This is a genomic window from Gemmata sp. SH-PL17 (genome assembly GCF_001610855.1).
Classification (GTDB): domain Bacteria; phylum Planctomycetota; class Planctomycetia; order Gemmatales; family Gemmataceae; genus Gemmata; species Gemmata massiliana.
Map to the genome: position 1 here is coordinate 2,836,489 of NZ_CP011271.1, position 21,408 is coordinate 2,857,896.

Here is a 21,408-nt window from a genome sequence, read left to right on the forward strand (position 1 = left end):
GGGCTGATTTTACGACCTGCGAGAGCGAATCATGAGCTTGGAACCGGGGATGTCGTTGTTCGTCGCACCGGAAAACGGTCGCCGCTACTTCCACGTTGAATACGCTCAGGTTTCTTACCCGATATTCCCCGGCCACGCTAATGCTTTCAAGACCGCTGCCGAAATGCTCATCGACCAGTATCTAGGCCAGACCTTTAACAACGACAGTCTCGTCTTTCCGGTCCTCACGCTTTATCGGCACAGCGTTGAGATTGTTCTGAAGGATTTGGTTAGGCTTGGTCTAGCGATGGACATTTACGACGATGCCGACCTCAAAGCTATTCTCGGCAAAGACTACAAAGCCGGGGAGTTGAGCCGGGATGCCGTACTCACCAAACACAAGCTTCCGCCGTTGTGGTGCTACACTCTGAAACTCATTACCAGCGTTGAAGCGGGCGACGAAAGAGTGGCGGTTGCGGCTGAACTCATCGACCAGTTTCACGCGGTTGACGAGGACGGACAAACCCTCAGATACGACCGGGACGCGCGAACGCTACGCTGGACCCGAGAACGATTCAAGGACATGCCGCAAGTCATCGACGTCGCCAACCTGCGCCACGTCGCCAACGCACTGTTCGATTACTTGGAAGACTGGCACAGTTACATTACCGATCTTCGTTCCTCTGCCGATTGACCCACGAGGAAGCTCCTCGAAACGTCCCGGGGCGACAAAGACGAAATGGAAAACAGTTCCGACCCGGTACTCGCCGCAATCACGCACCCGCAGTACCGCGCACTCATGGACCGCGTGTTTATGTCCATCACCAACGAGAGTTGGCCGGTAGAACATTCAGCGCGTTTTTGGGAATGGCGTTACACACCGCACGCTTTCATTCCGCCATACGCCTTTTCGATGCGTTGGTTTGGTGGGAACGCATTATCGCAAGAACAGGAAGAGCGGCTACACGTCCTTCAATCGTTCGGTCATGTGCGAACGCTGACTCTTGAACGCAACGAGGAACAGTTCCAACAGCAACACCTCGTTGTCTTCGACATGCCGCCCCGACCGAAGCCCGCGACGATGTTCCACGCAACACCAACCAAGCACGTCACGAGTATTTTGGCTTCTGGTCTACAGCCCGGTTGGGCGACGAAAGTGAACACCACCAAATTTCCAGAGACGCACCGCTGGATTCACCTATTCGAGTCGCGCGAACACGCGATCGAGCGATTTTTGCTCCTTCCAAAAAATAAAGGGCGCATACCGTCCGATGTTTACACGATCTTACAGGTTGACACTGCCGGACTTGATGAGTTGCTCTGTGATCCGTTCTCTGCTCACGGCTTCGTGACTCGGGCCGAAGTGATTCCACCGGAACACGTCACCGTTCAGAACGAAGTCGTGGTCCCCTAGTCAATCGCATTAGGTGTTGAACGACACAGCAATCGTTCTGTTGCAAAGCAGCGAGCTAAATTGACAACGAGGACGGTCCCGAGCCGATCTCGAAAGGGCGCAAGGCACGGAATCGCTCAATGGCCGTCAGAACGATGTTCCGGCTCAAATAGTGTGGTACTTTTAGACTGTGCTGACGACACATCTGGGGGCACGATTCGAAACGTTGTGGAACCCGTCCGTAGCCTTCGATTGTGGCGGTCGGACGGTTCATCGGGCGATCAAATAGCCGCGAGGCTGAGGTTCTCAGGTTAGTGTGGGTTCTCTACCCGGCTTACCCGTAAACCTCGCACGAGATGCGCGAATTGCGACTTGCTTGGAACAAAGCGAGACGATAAAGTGCTTGAAATTCCAGTGTTTCCGATCCCAGCCGTGTTCGCTTCTTTTGCCTGTTAACCGCTAGGTTCTTGGTTCGAATCCAAGTCGGGGAGCTGAGTCAGCAGGTGCGGAATAAACGCACACAGGGGTTAGCACGTACAGCCGGGAGTGAGTCCTCCCGGCTGCCGTCGCTTTCTGCACGTTTTCAGGCACTTTGGTCCACATTCCGATCGCGGAAAAAGTCTCGGGTTCGAGGGAGACATCTCGGGGTCCGAGCCGAACCCTAGCGTTTCGTCTCGGACCCCGAATTTCTCTTCGGAAAAGTCTCGGAGTCTCGCCGAGAGAGCAACACACGAGTTAACGCCGGGTTCGTCTCGGAGCCCGAAATAATTTTGCGAACTTTGCGCCGAGCCCCGGGCACACGTCCGAAGGGTTTACTTCGCTTCGTGGACTGCGGGGAGCATCACGACGAGGGCGCGCACGACCCAACCCCCACCTAGAACCAGTATCGCAGCGGCGATCACACTGGCACCACCGAATGGAAACAGAGCGAGCGGAACGAGCGCACCCGCTCCAATGGCAACGGCGGTTGCTCCAAGAGCGCTCCGCGCGTACCGTGTGGCGAGGGCGGTACGAAGTTCGGTCGCGAGGAAGCCGAGGGGAACGAGCTGGATGACGGCGAGCGCTGAGCCCGCGGGCCAAAGGGCGCGGACCGCTTCGTGATGGCCGCTTGCGGTCGCCAGTCCCAGCAGGGTTGCACTCCCGAGGGCGAACGCCGAGGCCACGTGATACGCGCCGAACCACCGGGCCTCGCGCCAGCCCGGTTGCGCGCTCGTGCTGAACAACACGCCCTTGTAAGCCATCGACCCGAACGCGAATGGTAGTGCTACTACGAGCGCAATTTTGTGAACCCACCCGACCGCGCCCGACAGATCGGGCAGTACCCCGACGAGTACGAGCGCTTCTACTGCGACCACGAGCGTGAGCGGCAGCGAATAGAGGGTCAGGCACCACGTCCCCAGCGACATCGGCGAACTCGGCTTGAACACCCGGAGCATGTGGTGGAACCGCAGCGGGTCACCGAGGTCCAGGACCAGCAGCGTTAAGTCGATCAGCAGCAGAACGAGAGCCAGAGGGTACGCCCACACCGCGACCGGTGCGACCAGTTCCGGCCGCGTGAGTTCGCCCACGGCCGTGGTCATAAAGAGTCCGGTCGTGAGGGCATTAAAGAACACGTCCCACACGACTAGTCCGTGCCACGGCGGCGCGTGCGCCGGCTCCTCGTTGGCGTACCCGACCGGTCCGGTCGCGTTCATGTCAGTTGCCCGTAAGCAAGAGCGTGATGAGGACCCCCAGCGCGACCAACCCGGTGCCCACGGCCCGGAGATAATCGCCGCGCATGTGGACCCACGGGTTCACCGGCTCGGCCGGTAAGCCGTACACCTCGGGACGGTCAACGAGCAAGTAAAACGAGTGCAGTTCGGTATAAGTGTCAGTCGGTTTGGCGCCGTAGAGGTAGGCACTAACGCCCCGTGCGTTGAGGTCTTCCACGCGCTTCTCGGCCCGCGCGCGCAGGTCGGCAACCGGGCCAAACTGGATCGACGCGGTGGGGCACGCCTTCGCGCACGCGGGTACCAAGCCGTCTCGCTGGCGGTCGTAGCACAGCGTGCATTTGTGCGCGTGCCCGTCGAAGTGGCTGCGGGTGACGACCCCGAACGGGCACGCGGCTACGCAGTACGCGCACCCGTTACAGATGTCGGCCTGGATGTACACGTTGGCGAACTCGTTGTACACGATCGCCCCGGTCGGGCAGGCCTGCTGGCACGGGGCCGCGGCGCAGTGCTTGCACACGTCCGACATCATCAGCCACCGGCTGAAATCCGGGTATCCCGGGGCCGGGGCCGCGGGTGCCGGGAGCACGTTGAGCTCGAACCGCGTGGGAGATGGGGGCGCGGTGATCGGTTCCGGGGTCGGGAACTGCTCGATGAACTTCACGTGCCGCCAGGACTCGGCCGTGAGAGCGCCGGTGTTGTCGTAGCTGTTGGCGGTAAATGAGAACCCGTCGGCCGGGAGCTGGTTCCACTGCTTGCACGCGACCTCGCACGCCTTGCACCCGATACACACGGTCGTGTCCGTGTAGAACCCGGTCGGCGGTTGCGGGGCCGGGCGGTTCCCGCGGCGGAAAGGGTACACCAGCCGGTGCCAGAGCGCTCCCACAAAGCCGCGCGGCCCGGCCGGGTCGGTACCCGACGGGCGCGACGGTACTTCTAGCTCACGAACCGCCATGAGAGAACCCTCCCTCGGGCTGCGCGGACCGGGGCGTGTTCGGAACCGAGGCACCCGGCGGCCAGGGAACCGGGAGCTTCGTGGGCACCGGGTACGCGCCCGCTTTCCGCCCGGCCTCCACCTGGCACGCGAACACCTTGCCCTCGTGCATGCTCACGTTCGCCTCGGCGACCAGCGCCGTCAGGTCGTTCGCGTTGCCGCCCACCACCTCGCCCGCGAACCCCCAATGGAACGGCAGCCCGACCTGGTACACCACCCGTCCCCCCACGCGCAGCGCCTTGATACGCGGGGTTACGAGGGCGCGGCACTCGAGCGCGCCCCGGGGTGAGCGGACCGTTACCCACTCGCCGTTGGCAATGCCCCGCTCGGCCGCGAGTTCCGGACCGATCTCCGCGAACATTTCCGGCTGGAGCTCGTTGAGCCACGAGTTGAACCGGCTCATCGGGCCGCTCAGGTAGTGCTCCGTGAGCCGGAACGTGAAGGCCACCAGCGGGAACTCACTCGTCGGTCCCTGGGCGAGTTGGTTGAGCGGCCCGGTAAACGTGCGCACGGTCGGGCTCGTGGCCCGGCGCGGGTACAGCAGGTTCCCGACCGGCGATTCCAGGGGCTCGTAGTGGCACGGCAGCGGACCGTCCTTCGCCCCTTTGGGCGCGTACAGCCAACCCAGTCCGTCGGTCTTCATGATGAACGGCTGGTTCCCCGCGATCGCCGCCATGCCCCGTGCGCCGGCGGGAGGGCGGTAATCGGGTGGCTTACCGGGCTCGAAGTCCGGTTCGTCCGGGCCGACCCACCGGACCCGTTCACGGTCCCACCAGATGTACTTCTTCCGGCCCGACCACGGGTTCCCGTCCGGGTCGGCGGACGCGCGGTTGTAGAGCAGCCGCCGGTTCTGGGGCCACGCGAACGCCCAGTTCGGTTCGACCGGGTTGCCCGGCGTGCGCTCGCGCTGGTTGGCCCGGTTCCGCCCCGGTTCCGGAAACACCCCGCTGTACACCCAGCACCCGCACGCGGTCGAACCGTCGGCCTTGAGTGCCGAGAACCCGGGGAGCAACTTCGGTTCGTTCGTGCGCGAATCGGTCTCGGTGGTGCTGAACCCGTTGAGTTCCTGCAGCACCCGTTCGACGTCCGGTTCGCCCGAAATGCGGCTCGCGGTGCCGTCCGGCAGCTTCTGGGGGTGAACGGGTTCGTAGTTCCAGGTGAGGTTCAGAAGCGGCTCGTCCTTCGGGTCGGTTGACCCGGCGTACAAGGCCTTCAACCGCTTCCCGAGCTGGTACACGAACCACGCATCCGAGCGCGCGTCGCCGACCGGGTCCAGCACTTTGTTGTGCCACTGGAGGAGCCGCTGCGTGTTGGTCAGCGTTCCCTCTTTTTCGACGTGGCTCGCCGCCGGGATGAAGAACACTTCGGTTTTCACCTCCGACGGAGGTGGGCCGTTCGGGTCGGCCTTCCAGAACACCGCGCTCTCGGTCTCGAACCAGTCGGCGACGACCAGCCAGTCGAGGTTGCGCAGGGCCGCGCGCTGGAGCCCGGCGTTCATCCCGCCCCCGGCCGGGTTCTGGCCGAACAGGAAGAACCCGGTCAGTTCGCCGCGCGCCATGCGGTCGAAGGTGACGAGGTGCGAGTGGTCCCCGGCCACGCGCGGCAGCCAGCCGAACCCGAACTCGTTCTCCGGGGTCGCCGCCGGGCCGTAGTACGCCTTCAGGAGCGAAACGACGAACGACGGGAAGTTCGCCCAGTACCCGGTCGGCATTCCCTCCTTCTCGATGTACCCCTCGAGTGTTTCGTGGTCGGGGTCCGCGACGGGTTGCGGGAGGTACCCGGGCAGCGTGTCGTACAGCGTGGAAACGTCGGTACTGCCCTGGATGCTGGAGTGCCCGCGCATCGCCATGATCCCGCCCCCGGGCCGCCCCACGTTGCCCAGGAGCAACTGCAGGATGCCCGCGGTGCGGATGATCTGGACCCCGATCGTGTGCTGGGTCCAGCCCACCGCGTACACGATCGCGCTGGTGCGCTCGCGCCCCGAATTGGCGCAGAGCAGCTCCGCGACGCGGACGAGTTCTTCGGGCCGGCACCCGCACACGTCCGCGACCACGTCCGGGGTGTAGCGCGCGAAGTGCCGGCGCAGTAACTGGAACACGCAGCGCGGGTGCTGGAGCGTCGGGTCGGTTCGCGGGGTACCGCCGGGGTCGGCCACGCCCATGAGCCCGTACCCGTGCGTGCCGTGCTGCCCCGGCTCGGACTTCGTTTGCTCCTGCCCGCCCGGCCCCTCGTAGCCCCAGTGCCCGGCCCGGGGGTCATAAGAACCGTGTTCCGGGCGGTACCCGCTGAACAGCCCCGCGAGATCCTCCGTGTCCTCGAACCCCTCTTCGATAATGGTCGCGGCGTTCGTGTACGCGCGGACGTACTCCTCGAACCACTTCCCGTGGGTGAGCACGTAGTTCACGAGCCCCCCGAGGAACGCCACATCGCCCCCCGCGCGGGTGCCCACGAAAATGTCGCACAGCGCGGACGTGCGCGAGAACCGCGGGTCCACGTGGATCAGCGTCGCGCCCTTCTCTTTTGCCCTCATCGGCCAGCGGAACCCCACCGGGTGGGCCTCCGCCATGTTCGATCCCATGATCAGGATGCAGTCACTGTTAGCGAGGTCTTGCTGAAAGTTGGTGGCCGCGCCGCGGCCGAACGAGGTGCCCAGACCGGGCACCGAGGCCGAGTGTCAAATCCGGGCCTGGTTCTCGACCGGGACCACCCCGAGCCCGGCCGTGAACAGTTTCTTAATGAGGTAATTTTCTTCCACGTCGAGCGTCGCCCCGCCCAGTGTCCCGATCGTGTCCACCGCGTTGAGGAGCCGTCCGTCCGGTGTTCGGGTGACGAAGTCCTTATCGCGTGCGGCCTTCACCCGGTTCGCGATCCGGTCCAGCGCCCAGTCGAGCGGTTTCGTTTCCCACCGGTCCGAGTGCGGGGCGCGGTAGAGCACCTGGGTGACCCGGTGCGCGTTGGTGGCGAGCTGGAACGCGTTTGCCCCTTTTGGACACAAAGTGCCCTCGTTGATCGGGCTGCGCGGGTCGCCCTCGATGTCGATCAGCTTACCGCCCTTCGTGTAGATCAGTTGCCCGCACCCGACGGCGCAGTAGGGGCACACGCCCGCGGTCACCGTGGCCCCGCGTAACCGCGAACCCTTTTCGGCCGTTTGCGGACTGATGGGCTGCGGGCGTGACCAGAGTGGGAGGCTGAACATGGTGCGTTTCTCGACGGGATCGGGGCTCGGTCTGCTCCGTTCATTGGAGCAGACCGCATCGAAACGTGGGGCGAGCGGTATTATCCGGCATCAGCGGACCAACTGCACCAGCAATCCGCGTGCCGCTCGGTTTTCGACACGGTCCCCGATCAGGGCGCTCGGTCACAGAGCGAACACGTTGCTCGGATCATTTGTTCGATGACCAGCAGTAAACACTTCGGGCTCGTTTGGTGTAATTAACAGGTAGAGACTTTTCGTCTGTTCATCCGCCAGCCCGCCGGTCGCGACGCGAAGGGCGCTGGGGCCAACCACCCGGTGCCCCGATGCCGTCCACACGCGACCCGTCCGCACTCACACCCCCCGCGCGCACCGCCGAACTCGCGCGCCTCCTCGCTACCGGGCTCGTGCGCCTCGGCTCGGAACTCCTCGCGCCACCTACCGACACGCTTCCAACGTCAGAAAAACCAGCCGAATCGTCCCCGAATGGACTTGCTGTGGGGACCGAAAAGAGCGTCACTGGGACCGCCGGTTAACACCGCCGAGGACGCGATTTCACAGGATTTCGAGGAGGGTACGGGTGGAGATCAACGTCACCAGGGAACTCGCCGCGCTCGCGCGGCTCACGATCGCCGAGTTGCGCGCCCGGTACGCCGAGGTGTTCGGGGAGCCGACCACGACCGGGAACCGCACGTGGCTCGTGCGCCGCATCGCGTGGCGCATCCAGGTACTCGCCGAGGGCGATCTCTCGGAACGCGCCCGGACCCGAGCTGCGGAACTGGCCCGGGACGCGGACATCCGACTGATCCCGCCCAAGGGAAATACCGCCCTCACCGGCCCCGTCCACACGGGCACCGTGCCCAGGGAAGCGAGCGACGCGCGCCTGCCCCCGCCCGGGAGCGTGATTACTCGCACTTACAAGGGCGCCACGGTTCACGTCAAGGTGCTCCCCACCGGGTTCGAGTACGACGGCCACACGTTCCCCTCGCTCAGCGCCGTGGCCAAGGCCGTCACCGGCACACACTGCAACGGGTTCCACTTCTTCAAGCTCAACAAACCGGAGCGCGCATGACTTCGCACACGAACCGGCTCAACCGACCCCAGCCCAAACCGAAGCCCGCGGACCGGGAACCAACCCGATCGGTGCGATGTGCCGTTTACACGCGCAAGTCGACCGAGGAGGGGCTCGAACAGGAGTTCAACTCGCTCGACGCCCAGCGCGAGGCCGGGGAAGCGTTCGTTCGGTCCCAGGCCGGCGAGGGCTGGGTCGTGCTCGGCACCCGGTACGACGACGGCGGGTTCACGGGCGCGAACACGGACCGACCCGGGCTCCACGCGCTCCTCGCCGACATCGCGGACGGGAAGGTGGACTGCGTCGTCGTGTACAAGGTGGACCGACTCAGCCGGAGCCTTCTCGACTTCGCCCAACTCATGCGCACGTTCGAGGACAAAGGGGTCGCGTTCGTGAGCGTCACCCAACAATTTAGCACCGCGACCTCGATGGGCCGCCTCGTGCTCAACGTGCTCCTCAGTTTCGCCCAGTTCGAGCGCGAGATCATCTCCGAGCGCACGCGCGACAAGATCGCGGCCACGCGGCGCAAGGGCAAGTGGGCCGGGGGGCACCCGGTCCTCGGGTACGACATCGACCCGGCCGGGTACAAACTGACCGTGAACGCACCCGAGGCCGAGCGCGTGCGCCAGATCTTCGCGCTGTACCTGGAGCACGGGGCCCTCTTGCCCGTGGTCGAGGAACTCGAGCGGCGCCAGTGGACCACGAAGCGCTGGGCCACGCGCAAGGGTCCCGAACGCGGGGGCAAACCGTTCGACCGCACGAACCTGTACAACCTGCTCACGAACCCGCTCTATATCGGGCACGTGCGGTACAAGGACGAGGTTCACGAGGGCGAGCACCCCGCGATCGTCGAAGCGACCGCGTTCGCCGCGGTCCAACAGGCTCTGACGCGCAACGGGCGCACGGGCGGGGCGCTGGTGCGGAACCGGTTCGGGGCCCTGTTGAAGGGGCTGTTGCGGTGCGGGCCGTGCGGGGCCGCGATGACCCCGAGCCACAGTACCAAGGGGAGCACCCGGTACCGGTACTACGTGTGCACCCACGCCCAGAAGCGCGGCTATGGTACCTGCCCGTCCAAATCGGTCCCGGCCGAGCCCATCGAGGCGTTCGTGGTCGAGCGCGTCCGCACCGTCGGGCGCGACCCCGAGCTGCTCCGCCAGGTGCTCGAACAGGCCCGGGAGAAGAGCACAGCACGGATCGCGGAACTCGAGGCCGAGCACGGGAGCCTTGAGAAGGACCTGCGCGCGTGGCACCGGGAGGTGAACCAGCTCGCGGGGCAACTGAACCCGGGCGACGTGAACGGCCCGCTCGTGACGCGCCTCGCGGACCTGCACGCACGGATCGAGGCCGCCGAGCACCGCGCCGCCAAGGTGCGCGAGTGCCTCACGGCCGTGACCGACCAGTTGATTTCTGAAGAAGATGCGGCGAAGGCCCTGGCCGCGTTCGACCCGGTGTGGGCCACCCTCACCCCGCTCGAGCGGGCCCGGGTCATCGCGCTGTTGGTGTCCCGGGTCGAGTACGACGGGGGTACCGGGGGCGTCACCGTTTCGTTCCACCCGACCGGGCTCACGGCCCTCGCCGACGAACTCGCTCAACACCACGACCACCGGAGCATCGCGTGAACACGAGCACCACGAGCCCCGCGCCCGCGCTGACCGTCGCGGGCACGATCCACTTCGCACGGCGCGGGCGCACCAAGGAGCTACGCCCGGGTCCGGCACCAGTGCCGCACGAGCCCGGGCGCGTCCCGCGCGTGTCCCGGCTCCTGGCGCTGGCCCTGCGGTTCGAGGATCTGATCCGGGCCGGCGAGGTGACCGACCACGCGGAACTCGCGCGCCTCGGGCACGTGACCCGGGCCCGGGTGAGCCAGATCATGGCGCTGCTCCACCTGGCACCCGAGATCCAGGAACACATCTTGTTCCTCCCCAAGGTGATGCGCGGGCGCGACCCGCTGATCCTGAGCGACGTGCGCCCGATCGCGGCCGTGCCCGACTGGCGCCGCCAGCGCAAGATGTGGGCGGCACTCGGTACCACGCGCACGGGTGGCTGAACCCGGGAACTATTTTCCCTTTTTTCGGACAACTCAGATTGTGCGGGTGGTGCGGGTACAGTCTGCTGGCTAATGTGTACGTCCGTAACCTGGATGCTTACGGACATTATCTCGTGCATCATGCCCAACATCATGACCCATCACCCCCAATGGTTACACGGAATCCGACGACCGCACCGGACGAGCCGATTCCCGCGGGTACCGTAACTTCGGACGTGGCTGTTGCCCCGACGGCTCCCGATCCGGGAGCTCCGCTCGCAACCCGGAGCCGCTCACCGGAGGCCCCCGACGCACCCCCGGAACTCACACACCCGCTCGTGTCCGGGCTCGACCTGCGCCCGGTCCTGCAACTCCAACCGTTCGCGCCGAATCGGAATTCGCGTTCGTACCAACTCGGTACACCAACAGATCACCGGGTGCTGACGCGCGCGGTCGCGGACGCGCTCGGGTTCCGTCCCGAACCGGTGAGCGAGCCGGGTGAGCGCGGGGCCACGCACCTCGGGTCGTTTACTGCCGCCGACGGCACCCGGTACACGTGCTTCCTGGCGTTTATCACAACCGCGAACGAGCTCCGCGCCCTGATCCCGCGCCTTCGGACCCGGTGGTCCGGGCCGTTGCTCCTGCTCTGCACCACCCCTCCGGCAACTATCACCGGCCCGGACCTCCGGCCGAGCGGTGTCACACTGGTCCCCCTGGCGGCGGTCGCCGCGGCCGATGGGCAGGGGCACGTGCGCCCGGTTCCACCGCTCGAGGCGGCTCTGATCGGAACGGCACAGGCCCTGGTTCCGGGGCCGTCACCCGACCGGGCCCCGAACGCGCTCTGGCGCGCGGGCGAGGCGTGGTCCGTAACGTTCGCCGGGAAAACGGTACTCCTCAACGACCGGAACGGGCTCTGGCACCTGTCGCACCTGATCCAGGCCAAGGGCAAAGAGTTCCGCGCCTCGGAGCTCCGGGACCGGATCCACGGGCGCACGGGCCCCGAGCCGTTCCCGGGCGTCGAAGCCGTGGACCGGCGCGCGGCCGCGGCCGACGAGCGCGTGTATCAGGAACTACGTGAGGAACTCGACGAGGCCCGGAGGAACCACGACCCGGCGCGAGTCGAGCGCTTACAGGAACAGCTCCACGTCGTCACCGCGCACGTTCAAGAGGCCCACGGGTTCGGGGGACGGGTGCGGCGCCTCGGGGACGAATCGACGAGCGTCCGCACGTCCGTCAAGAACGCGATCGACGGAATCATCGAGAAGCTCCAGGCGCTGCTCCCCGAGCTCGCGCGCCACTTCGAGCTGTTCGTCCGGACCGGCACGAACGTGTGCTACGCCCCGGACCCGGACGTGGACTGGGTCGCGTGACCGATTTGTTATCCCCGACGTAACACTGTTACGCGCGCTGTAACGCCTCATTATTGGCGGCCCCGCGTGGGCCGCTGCGCCGCCACGAGGGCGGCGCCTCACCCCGTGCCGCACGGCACCCGATCGGGACACGATGTCCACACACAAATCGGCCCTCAGCCCCCCGCGCCAGCGCCTCATCGAACTCCTCCAGCGCCTCAACTTCGGGCGCGTCGAGCACCTGCGCGTCCGCGCCGGTGAACCCGTGTTCGACCCGCCCCCCGCTACCGTGCGCGAGCACAAGTTCGCGGGCGAGAACGGGCCGCGCCCCGAGGCCGGGCGCCCCGACGTCGCCCTGAAGGCCCAGCACCTGGACCTGATGCGCGTCCTCGACGAGGTGCGCGACGGGACCATCACCGTGCTGACCGTCAAGCACGGGCTCCCGTTCTCGGCCGAGGTCCCCGGCTGACGCGCGGTCCCGTTCACCCGTTCCAACCCCACCGACCCGACGTTCAGCCGGCCGCACCGCGGAGGCGCTTGTGGGCACCGTCCCGGTGCTGCCTTGCGCCCGCGTTCGGTGCGGGCCCGCGCGCGCCCGGGGCCGTGCCCGCCGCTCCCTCCCGGCCGGGAGGAGCTCATTTTGTCCGACGATCACACCCGCCCGGGTTCCGACGACCCGATCGGCCCGGCCGTCGCGCGCATCATCCGGTACAAGGCCAACCGCATGATCGGGCGCGCCGGGCTCCGGCCCCAGGACCGCGAGGACCTGGAGCACGACCTCGTGGTTCGGGTGCTCGAGCAACGGCACCAATTCGCCCCGGCGCGCGGCACGTGGCCCGCGTTCGTGTGGCGCGTCGTCGAGCGCGCCGGGGACAACGTGCTCCGGGCCCGGGGCCGCACCAAGCGCGCGGCCCGACTCACCAAACCGGTACCCGAGAGCGCGCCCGCGCCCGACCGGACCGAAGGGGCCGCCCGCACCGCGGACCTGGCGCGGGCACTCGAAGCACTGTCCGACGACCTCCGGGCAACGGTCGAACACGTTCTGGTGCACGGTGTCGCCGGAGCGGCGCGCGTGCTGGGGATCTCGCGCCCGGCCGTGTACGCGCGGCTCCGCAAGGTCCGGGCGCGTCCCGCGTGGGCCGGGCTCGAAATTTATTGTGACCCGCGCTGAACACTTCGCGCGCGTTCGGTGTAGTTATCTGGGTAGAGGGATCTCGTGTGCGCGCCCGGTCCGCCCGGTACGGGAGACGGCCGGCAACGATCCACCCGAACCGGCCGCGCGACGCGCTCGGCCGGGGAGCATTGAGGACCGCGTCACACGAGGACCCGTGATGGTGGCTGAGCTGTACCGGTACCAATTCGACAAGGGGCTCCCGGCCGACGAGGTCGGGGCCACGCTGATCCTCGCGCTCCTCGGGGCCGAGGCGCTCCACGGCGCGGCCCAGACCCGGCTCGACGCGGCCCACACGTTCGACGCGCGGGCGCGCGCCGTGACCATCGACGCGGGCACCCCCGTGGGCCGGGACCTGAACCGGCTGTTCATCGGGTTCGTCACCCGCGAGTTCGGACCCGACGCGGTCCGCGTCACGCGCCGCCCGATGCCTCCCCCGCGCGCCCGGGCGCGCCGAACCGAACCCGTGACCGCCTGACCAACCGACCGCCCACGTCCGTGCACCGAACCGGCCCGCCTCGCGCGGGTCGTCGATCGCGCGCGCCGCGAGAGGAGCCCCCGTGTCCGACACGTCCGCACCCCCGAACCCGGGCGAACCGCCACCGCGCGCCCGCACCCGCGACGAGGCCGCCGCGCTCCTGGCCGAGCGGTACCGGGTCCTCGTCGCGCCCGGACAGGTGGTCGAGCTGCGCGCCCTCCAGGTCCGGCGCGGGACCGGGCGCCCGCACACCGAGGCCGGGTTCTTCGACGCCGACCACCTGACCGACATGGCCCGGGCCGCGCTCGACCTCACGGACCACGCGCGGGGCGTGTACTTCACCCTCAACCCGCTCCACCCGGACCTCCTGGCCCGGCGCGCGAACCGCACCGACTGGGCCGGCGCGGGCGAACTCGCCCGGGACCGGGACGTCACCGCCCGGCGCTGGCTCCTGGTCGACGCGGACCCCGTGCGCGACCCCCACATCAGCGCCACCGACGACGAGAAGGCCCGGACCCGCGAAACCGCTCAGTCGGTGCGCGCGTTCCTGCGTGAAAGCGGGTGGCCCGACCCGGTCCTGGCCGACAGCGGCAACGGGTTCCACCTGCTGTACCGGGTCGACTTGCCGGCCGACGACGGGGGACTGGTCAAGCGGGTCCTCGGGGCCCTGGCCGCGCGGTTCGATACCCCGGCCGTGACGATCGACCGCGCGGTCCACAACCCGGGGCGCATCTGCAAGCTTCCGGGCACGTTCGCACGCAAGGGCGACAGCACCCCGGCGCGACCGCACCGCCGGGCCAAACTGCTCGAGGTCCCCGACACCCTCGAACCGGTCCCACTCGCGCTCCTCCAACACCTCGCCGACGAAGGGGCACCACCCGCTCCCGGACCCGGGTCCGCGCCGGCGGGAGCCGCGGCACCACCCGACGGGCGCTTCACCTCGCGCCTGGTGGTGGACCGGTGGCTCTCGGACCGCGGGATCGCGTTCCGCACCAAATCGGAACCGGATTCGCGCGGGCGCACGGTGTACGTCCTCGCGGCCTGCCCGTTCGACGCCACGCATGCCGATCCCGACGCGTGCGTCATGCAGGCGCCCGACGGCCAGCTCTCGGCCCACTGCTTCCACAACGGGTGCACCGGGCACGGGTGGCAGGCGTTCAAGCAAATGATCGGCGCGCCCGAACCGCACCACTACGACCCGCCTCTGGCGGGACGCGGGCGCGGACGCAAGACGCGCGCGGAACGTCCGACGCCGACGCACCCCGAAGGACCGCCCGACGCGCCCGGGCCGAAGAACCCCGCGCGGGGGAACGCCCGGAGATCGTGATCGACCCCGCGACCACCCCGGTGGCTCGTACCATGTCGGGGCTCACCGACGTCCTGATCGGGGCCCGCGAGTACTACCACCGGGCCGGGCAACTGGTCCGCGTCACCGGAACCGCCATCAAACCGGTCCTGTCCGCGCCCGAACTCGCCGGGGCTTTGAACCACCACGCGGAGGTCCTCGTCGTCGGCGAGAGCGGGCCCGCCTTCAAGCCCCTGCCCGTCAACTACGCCAACACGTGGCTCAACCACCACGGCGAGGCCGCGCGCCTGCCCGCCATCGCCCTGTTCACCCTGAATCCGGTGTACACCACCGACTGGCGCCTGGTCCCACCCGGGTTCGATCCCCCCACGGGCACGTACTACGCCGGGCCCGCGATCGAGCCCCGCGCCGGCACCGGGCACCTGGACGCGCTCCTCGCGGACTTCTGCTTCCGCACCCCCGGGGACCGCACCAATTACGTCGGGGTGCTCCTGACCACGATCCTGATGCCCCGATTCGTTGGCTCCAAGCCCGCGGTCCTGTTCGCCGGGAACCAGCCCGGGCTCGGGAAGACGGTCCTGGCCCAGGTCATCGCCACCGTGCGCGACGGCAAACCCGCCGAGACCGCCACGTACAACCCCAACGACGAGGAGTTCGAGAAGCGTCTCGGGGCCGTCGTCCACCGGGGCGCCACCACCGTCATCGTCGACAACGCCAAGGGCCAGGGGCGCGCCGCGCGGATCGACTCCGCGTGCCTCGAGCGCTCGATCACCGATGCCACCCTCTCGTTCCGGCTCCTCGGGCACTCGCGCGAGATCCGGGCCGAGAACTCGCACATCTTCTGCCTCACCGCCAACACCCCCGAGGTGAGCCGGGACCTGGTCACCCGGTGCGTCCTGGTGGACCTGTTCCACGAGGGCGACCCGGCCCGGCGCGCGTTCACGATCGCCGACCCCGAGGGGTACGCCCGGGACCACCGCACCGAACTGCTGGGCGAACTCGTGGGCTTGGTCGCGCGCTGGCACGCGGCCGGGGCTCCGGAGGCGGACGTGGCGTCCCGGTTCAACAAGAAGGGGTGGGGCCGGATCGTGGGCGGGATCCTGGCCCACGCCGGGCTCCCGGGGTTCCTGGCCAACGCCGAAACCGCGGCCGCCGAGCTGGACGACACGCGGCGCGAGTTCGCGTACCTCGTGGGGGTCCTCGCGGACCACCCCCAGGGCACCTGGACCGCCGCGGAACTGGCCGCGCTGGCCGCGGACCACGGACTGTTCCCCACCGAGCTCAGGGACGCCTCGCCCCACGCCCGCACGATCCGCATGGGGCTCCTCGCGGGGCGCTACATCGACCTGCACTTCGCGCGCCCCGACGGGCGCACGGTCGCGTTCCAGCGGTCCACCGACCGCAAGGGCAACGTGTACCGCGTTTCGGTCCGCGACGCGGCCTGAACTCCCGACCCCATTTCCCGTCCGTCCTCCCCCGACACGAACGGCTCCTCGAACCGGTGCCCAAACGCGCCCGTGGTCCGTGCCTCGCACCGCCCGGCACGCTCATGTCCCGACGTGCCGAGTGTTGCCGAGTGTTTGCCGAGTGTTGAGCTCCCAACACTCGGCACCATCAAGACGTGATCCCGCACCGAGTTACGACGCGCCCGCCGAGTGTGCCGAGTGTTGAACGGTAAGCCGGTCCGTCACCGTGCGTGCGCGTGTACGTGCGCCCGCACGCACGTATGGGTCTGGAAAATCACTCGGCACACTCGGCACTCCGACCACAACGTCATCGAAAGCCACACGTTAACCGTGCCGAGTGTTGAGCGCCCGACACTCGGCAAACACTCGGCAACACTCGGCACGTGAGGTGACGGTCGCGGCCCCGAGCGCCCACCCACGGGGCAGGCAACCGGGGCGCCCACCGTTTTCACGTGGGCACGTGCGCACACGTTCCGCGGAAAAGTTACCCGAAATTTCGCCCCGGCCCCCGACAGTTCGCGCGCGTTCGGTGTAGTTCTCTGGTAGGCACCCATCGCACGAGCACGCGGAGGAGCGGAATGGACGTGGAGATGCGCCCGGTCGGGTCGATCAAACCCTACGAGAACAACCCGCGCTCCAACGACGGCGCGGTCACCGCTGTTGTTGCGTCGCTCCGGGCGTTCGGGTGGAGGCAACCGATCGTTGTGGACGAGTCGGACGTGATCATCGTGGGCCACACCCGATACAAGGCCGCGCTCGAACTCGGCATGACCGAGGTGCCGGTGCACGTGGCCCGCGGGCTCACACCCGAGCAGGCCCGCGCGTACCGCCTCGCGGACAACCAAACCGCCACCCTCGCGATCTGGGACGACGACCGCCTCGCACACGAACTCGTCGCACTCCAGGGCGCGGACTTCGACCTGTCGCTCACCGGGTTCCCCGAGGACGAGCTGCTCCGGCACCTGACCGCACCACCCGCCGAACCCGCCGGCGATCCCGACGACGTGCCCGAACCACCCGCCGAGCCCGTCACCCGACCCGGAGACCTGTGGCTCCTCGGGCGCCACCGGCTCCTGTGCGGCGATGCCACCAAACCGGAAGACCTGGCCCGGCTCCTGCCCGACGGACCGGCCGACACGTTGCTCACGGACCCGCCGTACAACGTCGCGTACTCGGGCAAGACCGCCGACGCGCTCACGATCGCCAACGACGACATGAGCCCCGAGCAGTACCGCGCGTTCCTCGCGTCCGCGCTGGGCACCGCGCTGCGGCACCTGAGCCCGGGCGGTGCGTTCTACGTGTGGCACGCGGACCTCGCCGGGCTCGACGTGCGCCTCGCGTGCTCCGCCGCCGGGCTCACCGTGCGCCAGTGCCTCGTGTGGGTCAAGTCCACGCTCGTGCTCGGGAGACAGGACTACCAGTGGCGCCACGAGCCGTGCATCTACGGGTGGGCCGACGGGGCCCCGCACACGTGGCTCTCCGACCGCGCCCAAACGACGGTGCTCGAATTCGACAAGCCCGCGAAAAACGCGGACCACCCGACCCCCAAGCCCGTGGCCCTGTTCGAGTACCTGATCCAGAACTCGTGCAAGCCCCGCGGTGTGGTACTCGACCCGTTCGCGGGGAGCGGGACCACGCTCGTCGCGGCCGAACAAACCGGGCGCACCGCGGCGCTCGTGGAGTTGGACCCGCGGTACTGTGACGTGATCGTCTCCCGGTTCGAGTCGCTAACCGGGAAGACGGCCGAGCGCGTGGCCGCGTAAAGCCTGACGGAATGTGGAATAAAGGTGACGGGAGGGCGCGGTAATGAAGCTCTCGAACCGACTCGGCAAGGTCGCGAAGGCACTGGCCGACCGGCTCCCCCTGGACCAGTTCCACATCATTGAGGCCGTGCCCATCTCCCGGGCCGAGCGACGGAAACCGGGGTTGTACCGGGACGGACCCGAGGGCTCGCTCGTCGGGCGCCTCGTGTACGACCCCGCGAAGGGTGAACCCGTGGTGCCCGAGGGCAAACTGGCACCGTTCGGACTCGTAATTGTGTGCGGGCCCGAACACATCGAGCCACCGGATGATGTGGCGTGAAGAGGTGCGTATGGCTGCGGGCCGCGTGAAGAAGAACGAGGACCAGTTGCTCCTGGCCCTGGCGTGCGGGGCCACCGTGGACGCGGCCGCCAAGCAGTGCGGGCTCACGGACCGGACCATCTACCGCAGACTCGCCGAGCCCGCGTTCCGGGGACGACTCCAGGCGCTCCGGGCCGACATGGTGCGCCGAGCCGCGGGATTGTTGACCGCGGCCGCGGGCGAGGCCGTGCGAACGCTCCTGTCGCTCCAGAAGGACTCGGCACCACCGGCCGTGCGACTCGGTGCGGCTCGGGCCATTCTGGAACTCGGTATCAAGGTGCGCGAGTTGTCGGACCTGGAAACGCGGATCGCGGAGCTCGAGCACCGGGCCGGGCTCCCCGAGGGCGGTAACCACATATGAACCTCGGGAACCGCGTGCACAAACTGGAGTTCCAGATCCCGGTGCGGCGCGTATCCGCGGCCGTGCCGAACGATCCGGTGGCGTTCGCGCGCGGGTTCCTGGCCGGGGCGTTCGGGGTGGACGACCTGGACCGCACGAACCCGAACCACACGGGATGGCTGGCCCAGATGAGCGCATTCCTGCAAACGCTCGAGCCCGATCACCAGGCGTGGCTCCGACTCGTACACGAGCGGCACTCGGGCGCGTACCCGGGCCAGATCCTGCTCCCGGCGTCCGACGAGCAGGTCCTGGAAGCGCTCGACGTCGTGATGCGCCGGGGCTGAGCGTGAGAGAACATCATGCGACTGTCGGCGCGGGTGCAGAAGTTGGAGGCCGCCGAGCCCCGGTGCGACCCGAACCGGTTCCGGCTCGCGCCCGAGGGGCGCGTGCCGAGCGACGCGGACCGGCGCCCCCGGTGCGGCGGGTGCCACGTGCTCGTCATCGAAGAGGAAATCGTTGAGGCCGTGGAGCCGCTGGAGAACGGACCCGAGGTGCGGTCGTGAACCGAAGCCGCGTGGCCAAACTCGAGCACCACTTCCGCAAATACCCGTGCCCGGGGTGCGGGCGCGTCGAGCGCTCGGGCACGACCGTCGCGGACCCGTTTGTGCGCCTGAGCCCCGAGGAGCGCGCGGAGCTGAGCGCGATTCTGCGGTACGGGGTGACGCCGCCGTGTACCCGCTGCGGCCGATTCGGGCACGATCCCACGCTCCTGACCGACGACCAGAAACGCCGCGTGGCGTGGCTCTTCTGAAAGAGCCTCTTCAGAGCGGCGAAGCCGGGTTGGCACGTGCCTTTCGGCTCCGGCACGACCCGAAGCATGAAGCCGCCGATGACTACCGAGGATCGAGGCGTGCGGATCGCGGGGCGGCTGAAGAAGCTGGAAGCGACGGCTCCCGCCTGTGAACCGGGGCTCATCCGGTTCGTTCGTGGCGAGCAACTCGCGCCGGACGCGGGCTGGTGCCCGAAGTGCGGTACCCATCACATCCTGGTGGTCCACGAGATCGTCGTCGAAACCCGAGCGGATGTCGAGCGTGCGAGCCCTTAACGCTCGGATCGGGTAATCCTGACATTTGCTATTCGGGTGTCCATTCGCATCAGCTTCGCAAGGAGGTGCTGTCGTGAACCGGAATCGCGTGGCCAAACTCGAGCGCGTTGTGCGGGAGCGCCCGTGCCCGGGGTGCGGGCGGATCGAACCGCCACCGAACCCGCGCGCGGCGGAAATCGACTTCCACCGGCTGAGCCGGGCCGAATTAGAAGAACTGGGTGTGTTGGTCCGGGGAATGACCACACCGCCGTGTTCACGGTGCGGGCGAAGTGCTCATGATTTCGCCCGCATGACCGAAGAGCAGTTATACCGCACAATCGCGCTGCTGCGCAAACTGTTCGGTCGCGGGCCTCCCTCGGGTGGGTCGGGCGGGTCTTGAGCCGGAGCTCAATGCCGCGTAAAAACGTGTCCGACCTTTGCCTTTGCGCTCAATCGTGGTGCGGCGCATTGCACGTGCGCTGAAAGCCGTTGCACGGGCCGAACCGGATCGCCGGGCGCCGCGCCCACTGGTCGCTCGTCGTGGTCATTCGAGGCCACGGCCGCCCGCGCGTACCAGGAACACGCAGTCGGGCATTTGGTTACAACTTGATCAGGATCAACTGGGTCAGTACCGGATCGCTGGTCGGTGTCGGGCCGAACCGCCCGAGGGCGTGGTGCAGGACCCCGAATCCGGCCCCCAGCGCGTACATCACCTCGTTCGCTCCCAGCAGCCACCGGAAGTGCCCGCCGTCGAAGAACAGGCGCTGGTCGTTGGCGACCGGCGTCAGCCCGGCCGCGTCCGCCGGGTCCTGGAACTCGAGGCACACGACGGTGCCCGACCCGACCCCCGCTATGCACCGCAGCAGCGCCCGCTGCTGACGGGCCGAGAGCGTCGGCAGTACTCGCGAACAGTACACGCGCCCGTATCCGGACAGGTCGGCCGCCCACGCGTCCGCGCCCCCACCGGGGCGCGGGGCCCACGCGTCCACCTCGAACCCCTGCGCCCGCAGGTACGCGGCGTCCGCGGGCGCGGGGCCCAGATCGATGACCCGGCCCCGGCCCTTGGCGAGCGCCGCCCCGGCCACCGGGGCGAACGCCGAGTGCGCCCCGTCCGGCGCGGGCGCGCGGCGCCGGTGCGCGGCGTTCACGCGCTCGACGATCTCGTCCAACGGTACCGACTGCTCGGCCTGGTGGTCGTAGGTTTTGACCTCGTAGGTCCCGTAGTCGCCGTACAGGGTCCGGAGCACCGCCAGCGGGCACGCCGGGGCGAGCCGCAGCACGCCCTCGAACAGCACCGGGCGCAGCGGCAGGATCTGGGGCACGGGGAACCGGTAGAAGCGCCCCGCGAACCGCGTTACCACCTGGCCCCCGAACACGTCGTACGGGAACACGTCCACGAACGGCCAGCGCCACGGCAGGTCGTCCCGGCACACGGCCCCGTCGCGCCGGAACAGTTTGAGGAAGTGGGCCCGGTGGTGAACGACCCCGATCCCGCGGGCCGCGCAGAACGCCTCCAGGGCCGGCACCTCGGTCCGGGGCAGTAGCAGATCGATGTCGTCGTCCCAGGGCACGAACCCGCCGTGCCGCACCACCCCCAGCAGGTTCCCCCAGAACAGCGCGGTTCGCGGGGCCAGGAACGGGTCCAACTCGGCCAGGAAGTCGAGGGCCTCTTGCTGCTCGGGTAAGCCGGCCATGTGGTGCTCGTGGGGAAGGGGCGCGGGACAATG

General features: G+C 68.1%; 24 protein-coding genes. 20 read left to right on the forward strand and 4 right to left on the reverse strand.

Features of this window, described 5'->3' with window-relative positions:
- The first annotated feature begins 31 nt into the window (after positions 1-31).
- Together VT84_RS11795 and VT84_RS11800 are read left to right on the forward strand one after the other, a co-directional pair.
- Positions 32-673: a hypothetical protein gene (locus VT84_RS11795; RefSeq protein WP_082839648.1), complete on the forward strand. Its 642-nt coding sequence runs from the start codon at positions 32-34 to the stop codon at positions 671-673.
- Between the two features lie 45 nt (positions 674-718).
- Positions 719-1,393 (forward strand): hypothetical protein, encoded by a 675-nt coding sequence (locus VT84_RS11800; RefSeq protein WP_082839649.1) that lies wholly within the window; start codon positions 719-721, stop codon positions 1,391-1,393.
- 791 nt (positions 1,394-2,184) lie between these two features.
- Here the strand turns inward: VT84_RS11800 and nrfD are convergent.
- From nrfD to fdh, 3 genes are read right to left on the reverse strand one after another with little or no spacing between them, the layout of a single operon-like run.
- Positions 2,185-3,066: an NrfD/PsrC family molybdoenzyme membrane anchor subunit gene (gene nrfD / locus VT84_RS11805; protein ID WP_082839650.1), complete on the reverse strand. Its 882-nt coding sequence runs from the start codon at positions 3,064-3,066 to the stop codon at positions 2,185-2,187.
- A gap of 1 nt (position 3,067) precedes the next feature.
- Positions 3,068-4,036, reverse strand: a complete 969-nt coding sequence (locus VT84_RS11810; protein WP_082839651.1) for a 4Fe-4S dicluster domain-containing protein — start codon at positions 4,034-4,036, stop codon at positions 3,068-3,070.
- Complete coding sequence (fdh, locus tag VT84_RS11815) at positions 4,023-7,271, reverse strand: formate dehydrogenase (RefSeq protein ID WP_315850299.1); 3,249 nt, start codon at positions 7,269-7,271, stop codon at positions 4,023-4,025. The genes VT84_RS11810 and fdh overlap by 14 nt, the downstream gene beginning before the upstream one ends.
- 323 nt (positions 7,272-7,594) lie before the next feature.
- On the opposite strand from fdh, the gene VT84_RS11825 reads away from it, so the two are divergent.
- From VT84_RS11825 to VT84_RS11900, 18 genes are all read left to right on the forward strand, one after another.
- The gene (locus tag VT84_RS11825) at positions 7,595-7,804 is read left to right on the forward strand and encodes a hypothetical protein (protein WP_082839654.1); all 210 of its coding nucleotides are present in this window, start codon (positions 7,595-7,597) and stop codon (positions 7,802-7,804) included.
- Between the two features lie 44 nt (positions 7,805-7,848).
- On the forward strand, positions 7,849-8,340 hold the full coding sequence (locus tag VT84_RS11830; protein ID WP_082839655.1) for a DUF2924 domain-containing protein: 492 nt from the start codon (positions 7,849-7,851) through the stop codon (positions 8,338-8,340).
- Positions 8,337-9,959 carry a recombinase family protein gene (locus VT84_RS11835; RefSeq protein ID WP_082839656.1) on the forward strand — a complete coding sequence of 541 codons (1,623 nt, stop codon included), beginning with the start codon at positions 8,337-8,339 and terminating at the stop codon, positions 9,957-9,959. Before VT84_RS11830 ends, VT84_RS11835 begins: the two co-directional genes overlap by 4 nt.
- The gene (locus VT84_RS11840) at positions 9,956-10,387 is read left to right on the forward strand and encodes a hypothetical protein (RefSeq protein WP_082839657.1); all 432 of its coding nucleotides are present in this window, start codon (positions 9,956-9,958) and stop codon (positions 10,385-10,387) included. The genes VT84_RS11835 and VT84_RS11840 overlap by 4 nt, the downstream gene beginning before the upstream one ends.
- 149 nt (positions 10,388-10,536) lie before the next feature.
- On the forward strand, positions 10,537-11,736 hold the full coding sequence (locus VT84_RS11845) for a hypothetical protein (RefSeq protein ID WP_082839658.1): 1,200 nt from the start codon (positions 10,537-10,539) through the stop codon (positions 11,734-11,736).
- 133 nt (positions 11,737-11,869) lie between these two features.
- A complete protein-coding gene (locus VT84_RS11850; RefSeq protein WP_082839659.1) occupies positions 11,870-12,184 on the forward strand; it encodes a hypothetical protein in 315 nt (104 codons plus the stop codon).
- A 171-nt stretch (positions 12,185-12,355) separates the two neighbouring features.
- Positions 12,356-12,886: an RNA polymerase sigma factor gene (locus VT84_RS11855; protein ID WP_082839660.1), complete on the forward strand. Its 531-nt coding sequence runs from the start codon at positions 12,356-12,358 to the stop codon at positions 12,884-12,886.
- Between the two features lie 160 nt (positions 12,887-13,046).
- Entirely contained in the window at positions 13,047-13,364 is a 318-nt protein-coding gene (locus VT84_RS11860) for a hypothetical protein (RefSeq protein ID WP_082839661.1), read from the forward strand.
- Positions 13,365-13,446: 82 nt separating this feature from the next.
- Positions 13,447-14,691 carry a hypothetical protein gene (locus tag VT84_RS38415; RefSeq protein ID WP_157469444.1) on the forward strand — a complete coding sequence of 415 codons (1,245 nt, stop codon included), beginning with the start codon at positions 13,447-13,449 and terminating at the stop codon, positions 14,689-14,691.
- On the forward strand, positions 14,688-16,115 hold the full coding sequence (locus VT84_RS38420) for a hypothetical protein (protein ID WP_162271674.1): 1,428 nt from the start codon (positions 14,688-14,690) through the stop codon (positions 16,113-16,115). The genes VT84_RS38415 and VT84_RS38420 overlap by 4 nt, the downstream gene beginning before the upstream one ends.
- A gap of 599 nt (positions 16,116-16,714) precedes the next feature.
- Complete coding sequence (locus VT84_RS11875) at positions 16,715-17,899, forward strand: DNA modification methylase (RefSeq protein ID WP_082839664.1); 1,185 nt, start codon at positions 16,715-16,717, stop codon at positions 17,897-17,899.
- 43 nt (positions 17,900-17,942) lie between these two features.
- On the forward strand, positions 17,943-18,218 hold the full coding sequence (locus VT84_RS11880; protein ID WP_082839665.1) for a hypothetical protein: 276 nt from the start codon (positions 17,943-17,945) through the stop codon (positions 18,216-18,218).
- A 10-nt stretch (positions 18,219-18,228) separates the two neighbouring features.
- Entirely contained in the window at positions 18,229-18,618 is a 390-nt protein-coding gene (locus VT84_RS11885) for a hypothetical protein (protein ID WP_082843273.1), read from the forward strand.
- Positions 18,615-18,941, forward strand: a complete 327-nt coding sequence (locus VT84_RS11890) for a hypothetical protein (protein ID WP_082839666.1) — start codon at positions 18,615-18,617, stop codon at positions 18,939-18,941. The genes VT84_RS11885 and VT84_RS11890 overlap by 4 nt, the downstream gene beginning before the upstream one ends.
- A gap of 15 nt (positions 18,942-18,956) precedes the next feature.
- On the forward strand, positions 18,957-19,160 hold the full coding sequence (locus tag VT84_RS38425) for a hypothetical protein (protein ID WP_157469446.1): 204 nt from the start codon (positions 18,957-18,959) through the stop codon (positions 19,158-19,160).
- A complete protein-coding gene (locus tag VT84_RS38430) occupies positions 19,157-19,408 on the forward strand; it encodes a hypothetical protein (protein ID WP_157469447.1) in 252 nt (83 codons plus the stop codon). Before VT84_RS38425 ends, VT84_RS38430 begins: the two co-directional genes overlap by 4 nt.
- Before the next feature lie 78 nt (positions 19,409-19,486).
- Positions 19,487-19,702, forward strand: coding sequence for a hypothetical protein (locus tag VT84_RS11895; protein ID WP_157469448.1), 216 nt, complete (start codon positions 19,487-19,489; stop codon positions 19,700-19,702).
- 73 nt (positions 19,703-19,775) lie between these two features.
- Positions 19,776-20,081 carry a hypothetical protein gene (locus tag VT84_RS11900; protein ID WP_082839668.1) on the forward strand — a complete coding sequence of 102 codons (306 nt, stop codon included), beginning with the start codon at positions 19,776-19,778 and terminating at the stop codon, positions 20,079-20,081.
- Between the two features lie 199 nt (positions 20,082-20,280).
- Here VT84_RS11900 and VT84_RS11905 read toward each other — a convergent pair whose 3' ends face one another.
- Positions 20,281-21,375 (reverse strand): LicD family protein, encoded by a 1,095-nt coding sequence (locus tag VT84_RS11905; RefSeq protein ID WP_082839669.1) that lies wholly within the window; start codon positions 21,373-21,375, stop codon positions 20,281-20,283.
- Positions 21,376-21,408 lie beyond the last annotated feature (33 nt).

What these genes read in the sequence shown, in the direction of transcription:
- VT84_RS11875 (WP_082839664.1), top strand. Translation starts at nt 16,715, where the DNA reads ATGGACGTGGAGATGCGCCCGGTCGGGTCGATCAAACCCTACGAGAAC.
- VT84_RS11890 (WP_082839666.1), top strand. Translation starts at nt 18,615, where the DNA reads ATGAACCTCGGGAACCGCGTGCACAAACTGGAGTTCCAGATCCCGGTG.
- VT84_RS11850 (WP_082839659.1), top strand. Translation starts at nt 11,870, where the DNA reads ATGTCCACACACAAATCGGCCCTCAGCCCCCCGCGCCAGCGCCTCATC.
- VT84_RS11795 (WP_082839648.1), top strand. Translation starts at nt 32, where the DNA reads ATGAGCTTGGAACCGGGGATGTCGTTGTTCGTCGCACCGGAAAACGGT.
- VT84_RS11905 (WP_082839669.1), bottom strand. Translation starts at nt 21,375, where the DNA reads ATGGCCGGCTTACCCGAGCAGCAAGAGGCCCTCGACTTCCTGGCCGAG.
- VT84_RS11895 (WP_157469448.1), top strand. Translation starts at nt 19,487, where the DNA reads ATGACTACCGAGGATCGAGGCGTGCGGATCGCGGGGCGGCTGAAGAAG.
- nrfD (WP_082839650.1), bottom strand. Translation starts at nt 3,066, where the DNA reads ATGAACGCGACCGGACCGGTCGGGTACGCCAACGAGGAGCCGGCGCAC.
- VT84_RS11810 (WP_082839651.1), bottom strand. Translation starts at nt 4,036, where the DNA reads ATGGCGGTTCGTGAGCTAGAAGTACCGTCGCGCCCGTCGGGTACCGAC.
- VT84_RS11880 (WP_082839665.1), top strand. Translation starts at nt 17,943, where the DNA reads ATGAAGCTCTCGAACCGACTCGGCAAGGTCGCGAAGGCACTGGCCGAC.
- VT84_RS38425 (WP_157469446.1), top strand. Translation starts at nt 18,957, where the DNA reads ATGCGACTGTCGGCGCGGGTGCAGAAGTTGGAGGCCGCCGAGCCCCGG.
- VT84_RS11860 (WP_082839661.1), top strand. Translation starts at nt 13,047, where the DNA reads ATGGTGGCTGAGCTGTACCGGTACCAATTCGACAAGGGGCTCCCGGCC.
- VT84_RS11845 (WP_082839658.1), top strand. Translation starts at nt 10,537, where the DNA reads ATGGTTACACGGAATCCGACGACCGCACCGGACGAGCCGATTCCCGCG.
- VT84_RS11825 (WP_082839654.1), top strand. Translation starts at nt 7,595, where the DNA reads ATGCCGTCCACACGCGACCCGTCCGCACTCACACCCCCCGCGCGCACC.
- VT84_RS11885 (WP_082843273.1), top strand. Translation starts at nt 18,229, where the DNA reads ATGGCTGCGGGCCGCGTGAAGAAGAACGAGGACCAGTTGCTCCTGGCC.
- VT84_RS11800 (WP_082839649.1), top strand. Translation starts at nt 719, where the DNA reads ATGGAAAACAGTTCCGACCCGGTACTCGCCGCAATCACGCACCCGCAG.
- VT84_RS11835 (WP_082839656.1), top strand. Translation starts at nt 8,337, where the DNA reads ATGACTTCGCACACGAACCGGCTCAACCGACCCCAGCCCAAACCGAAG.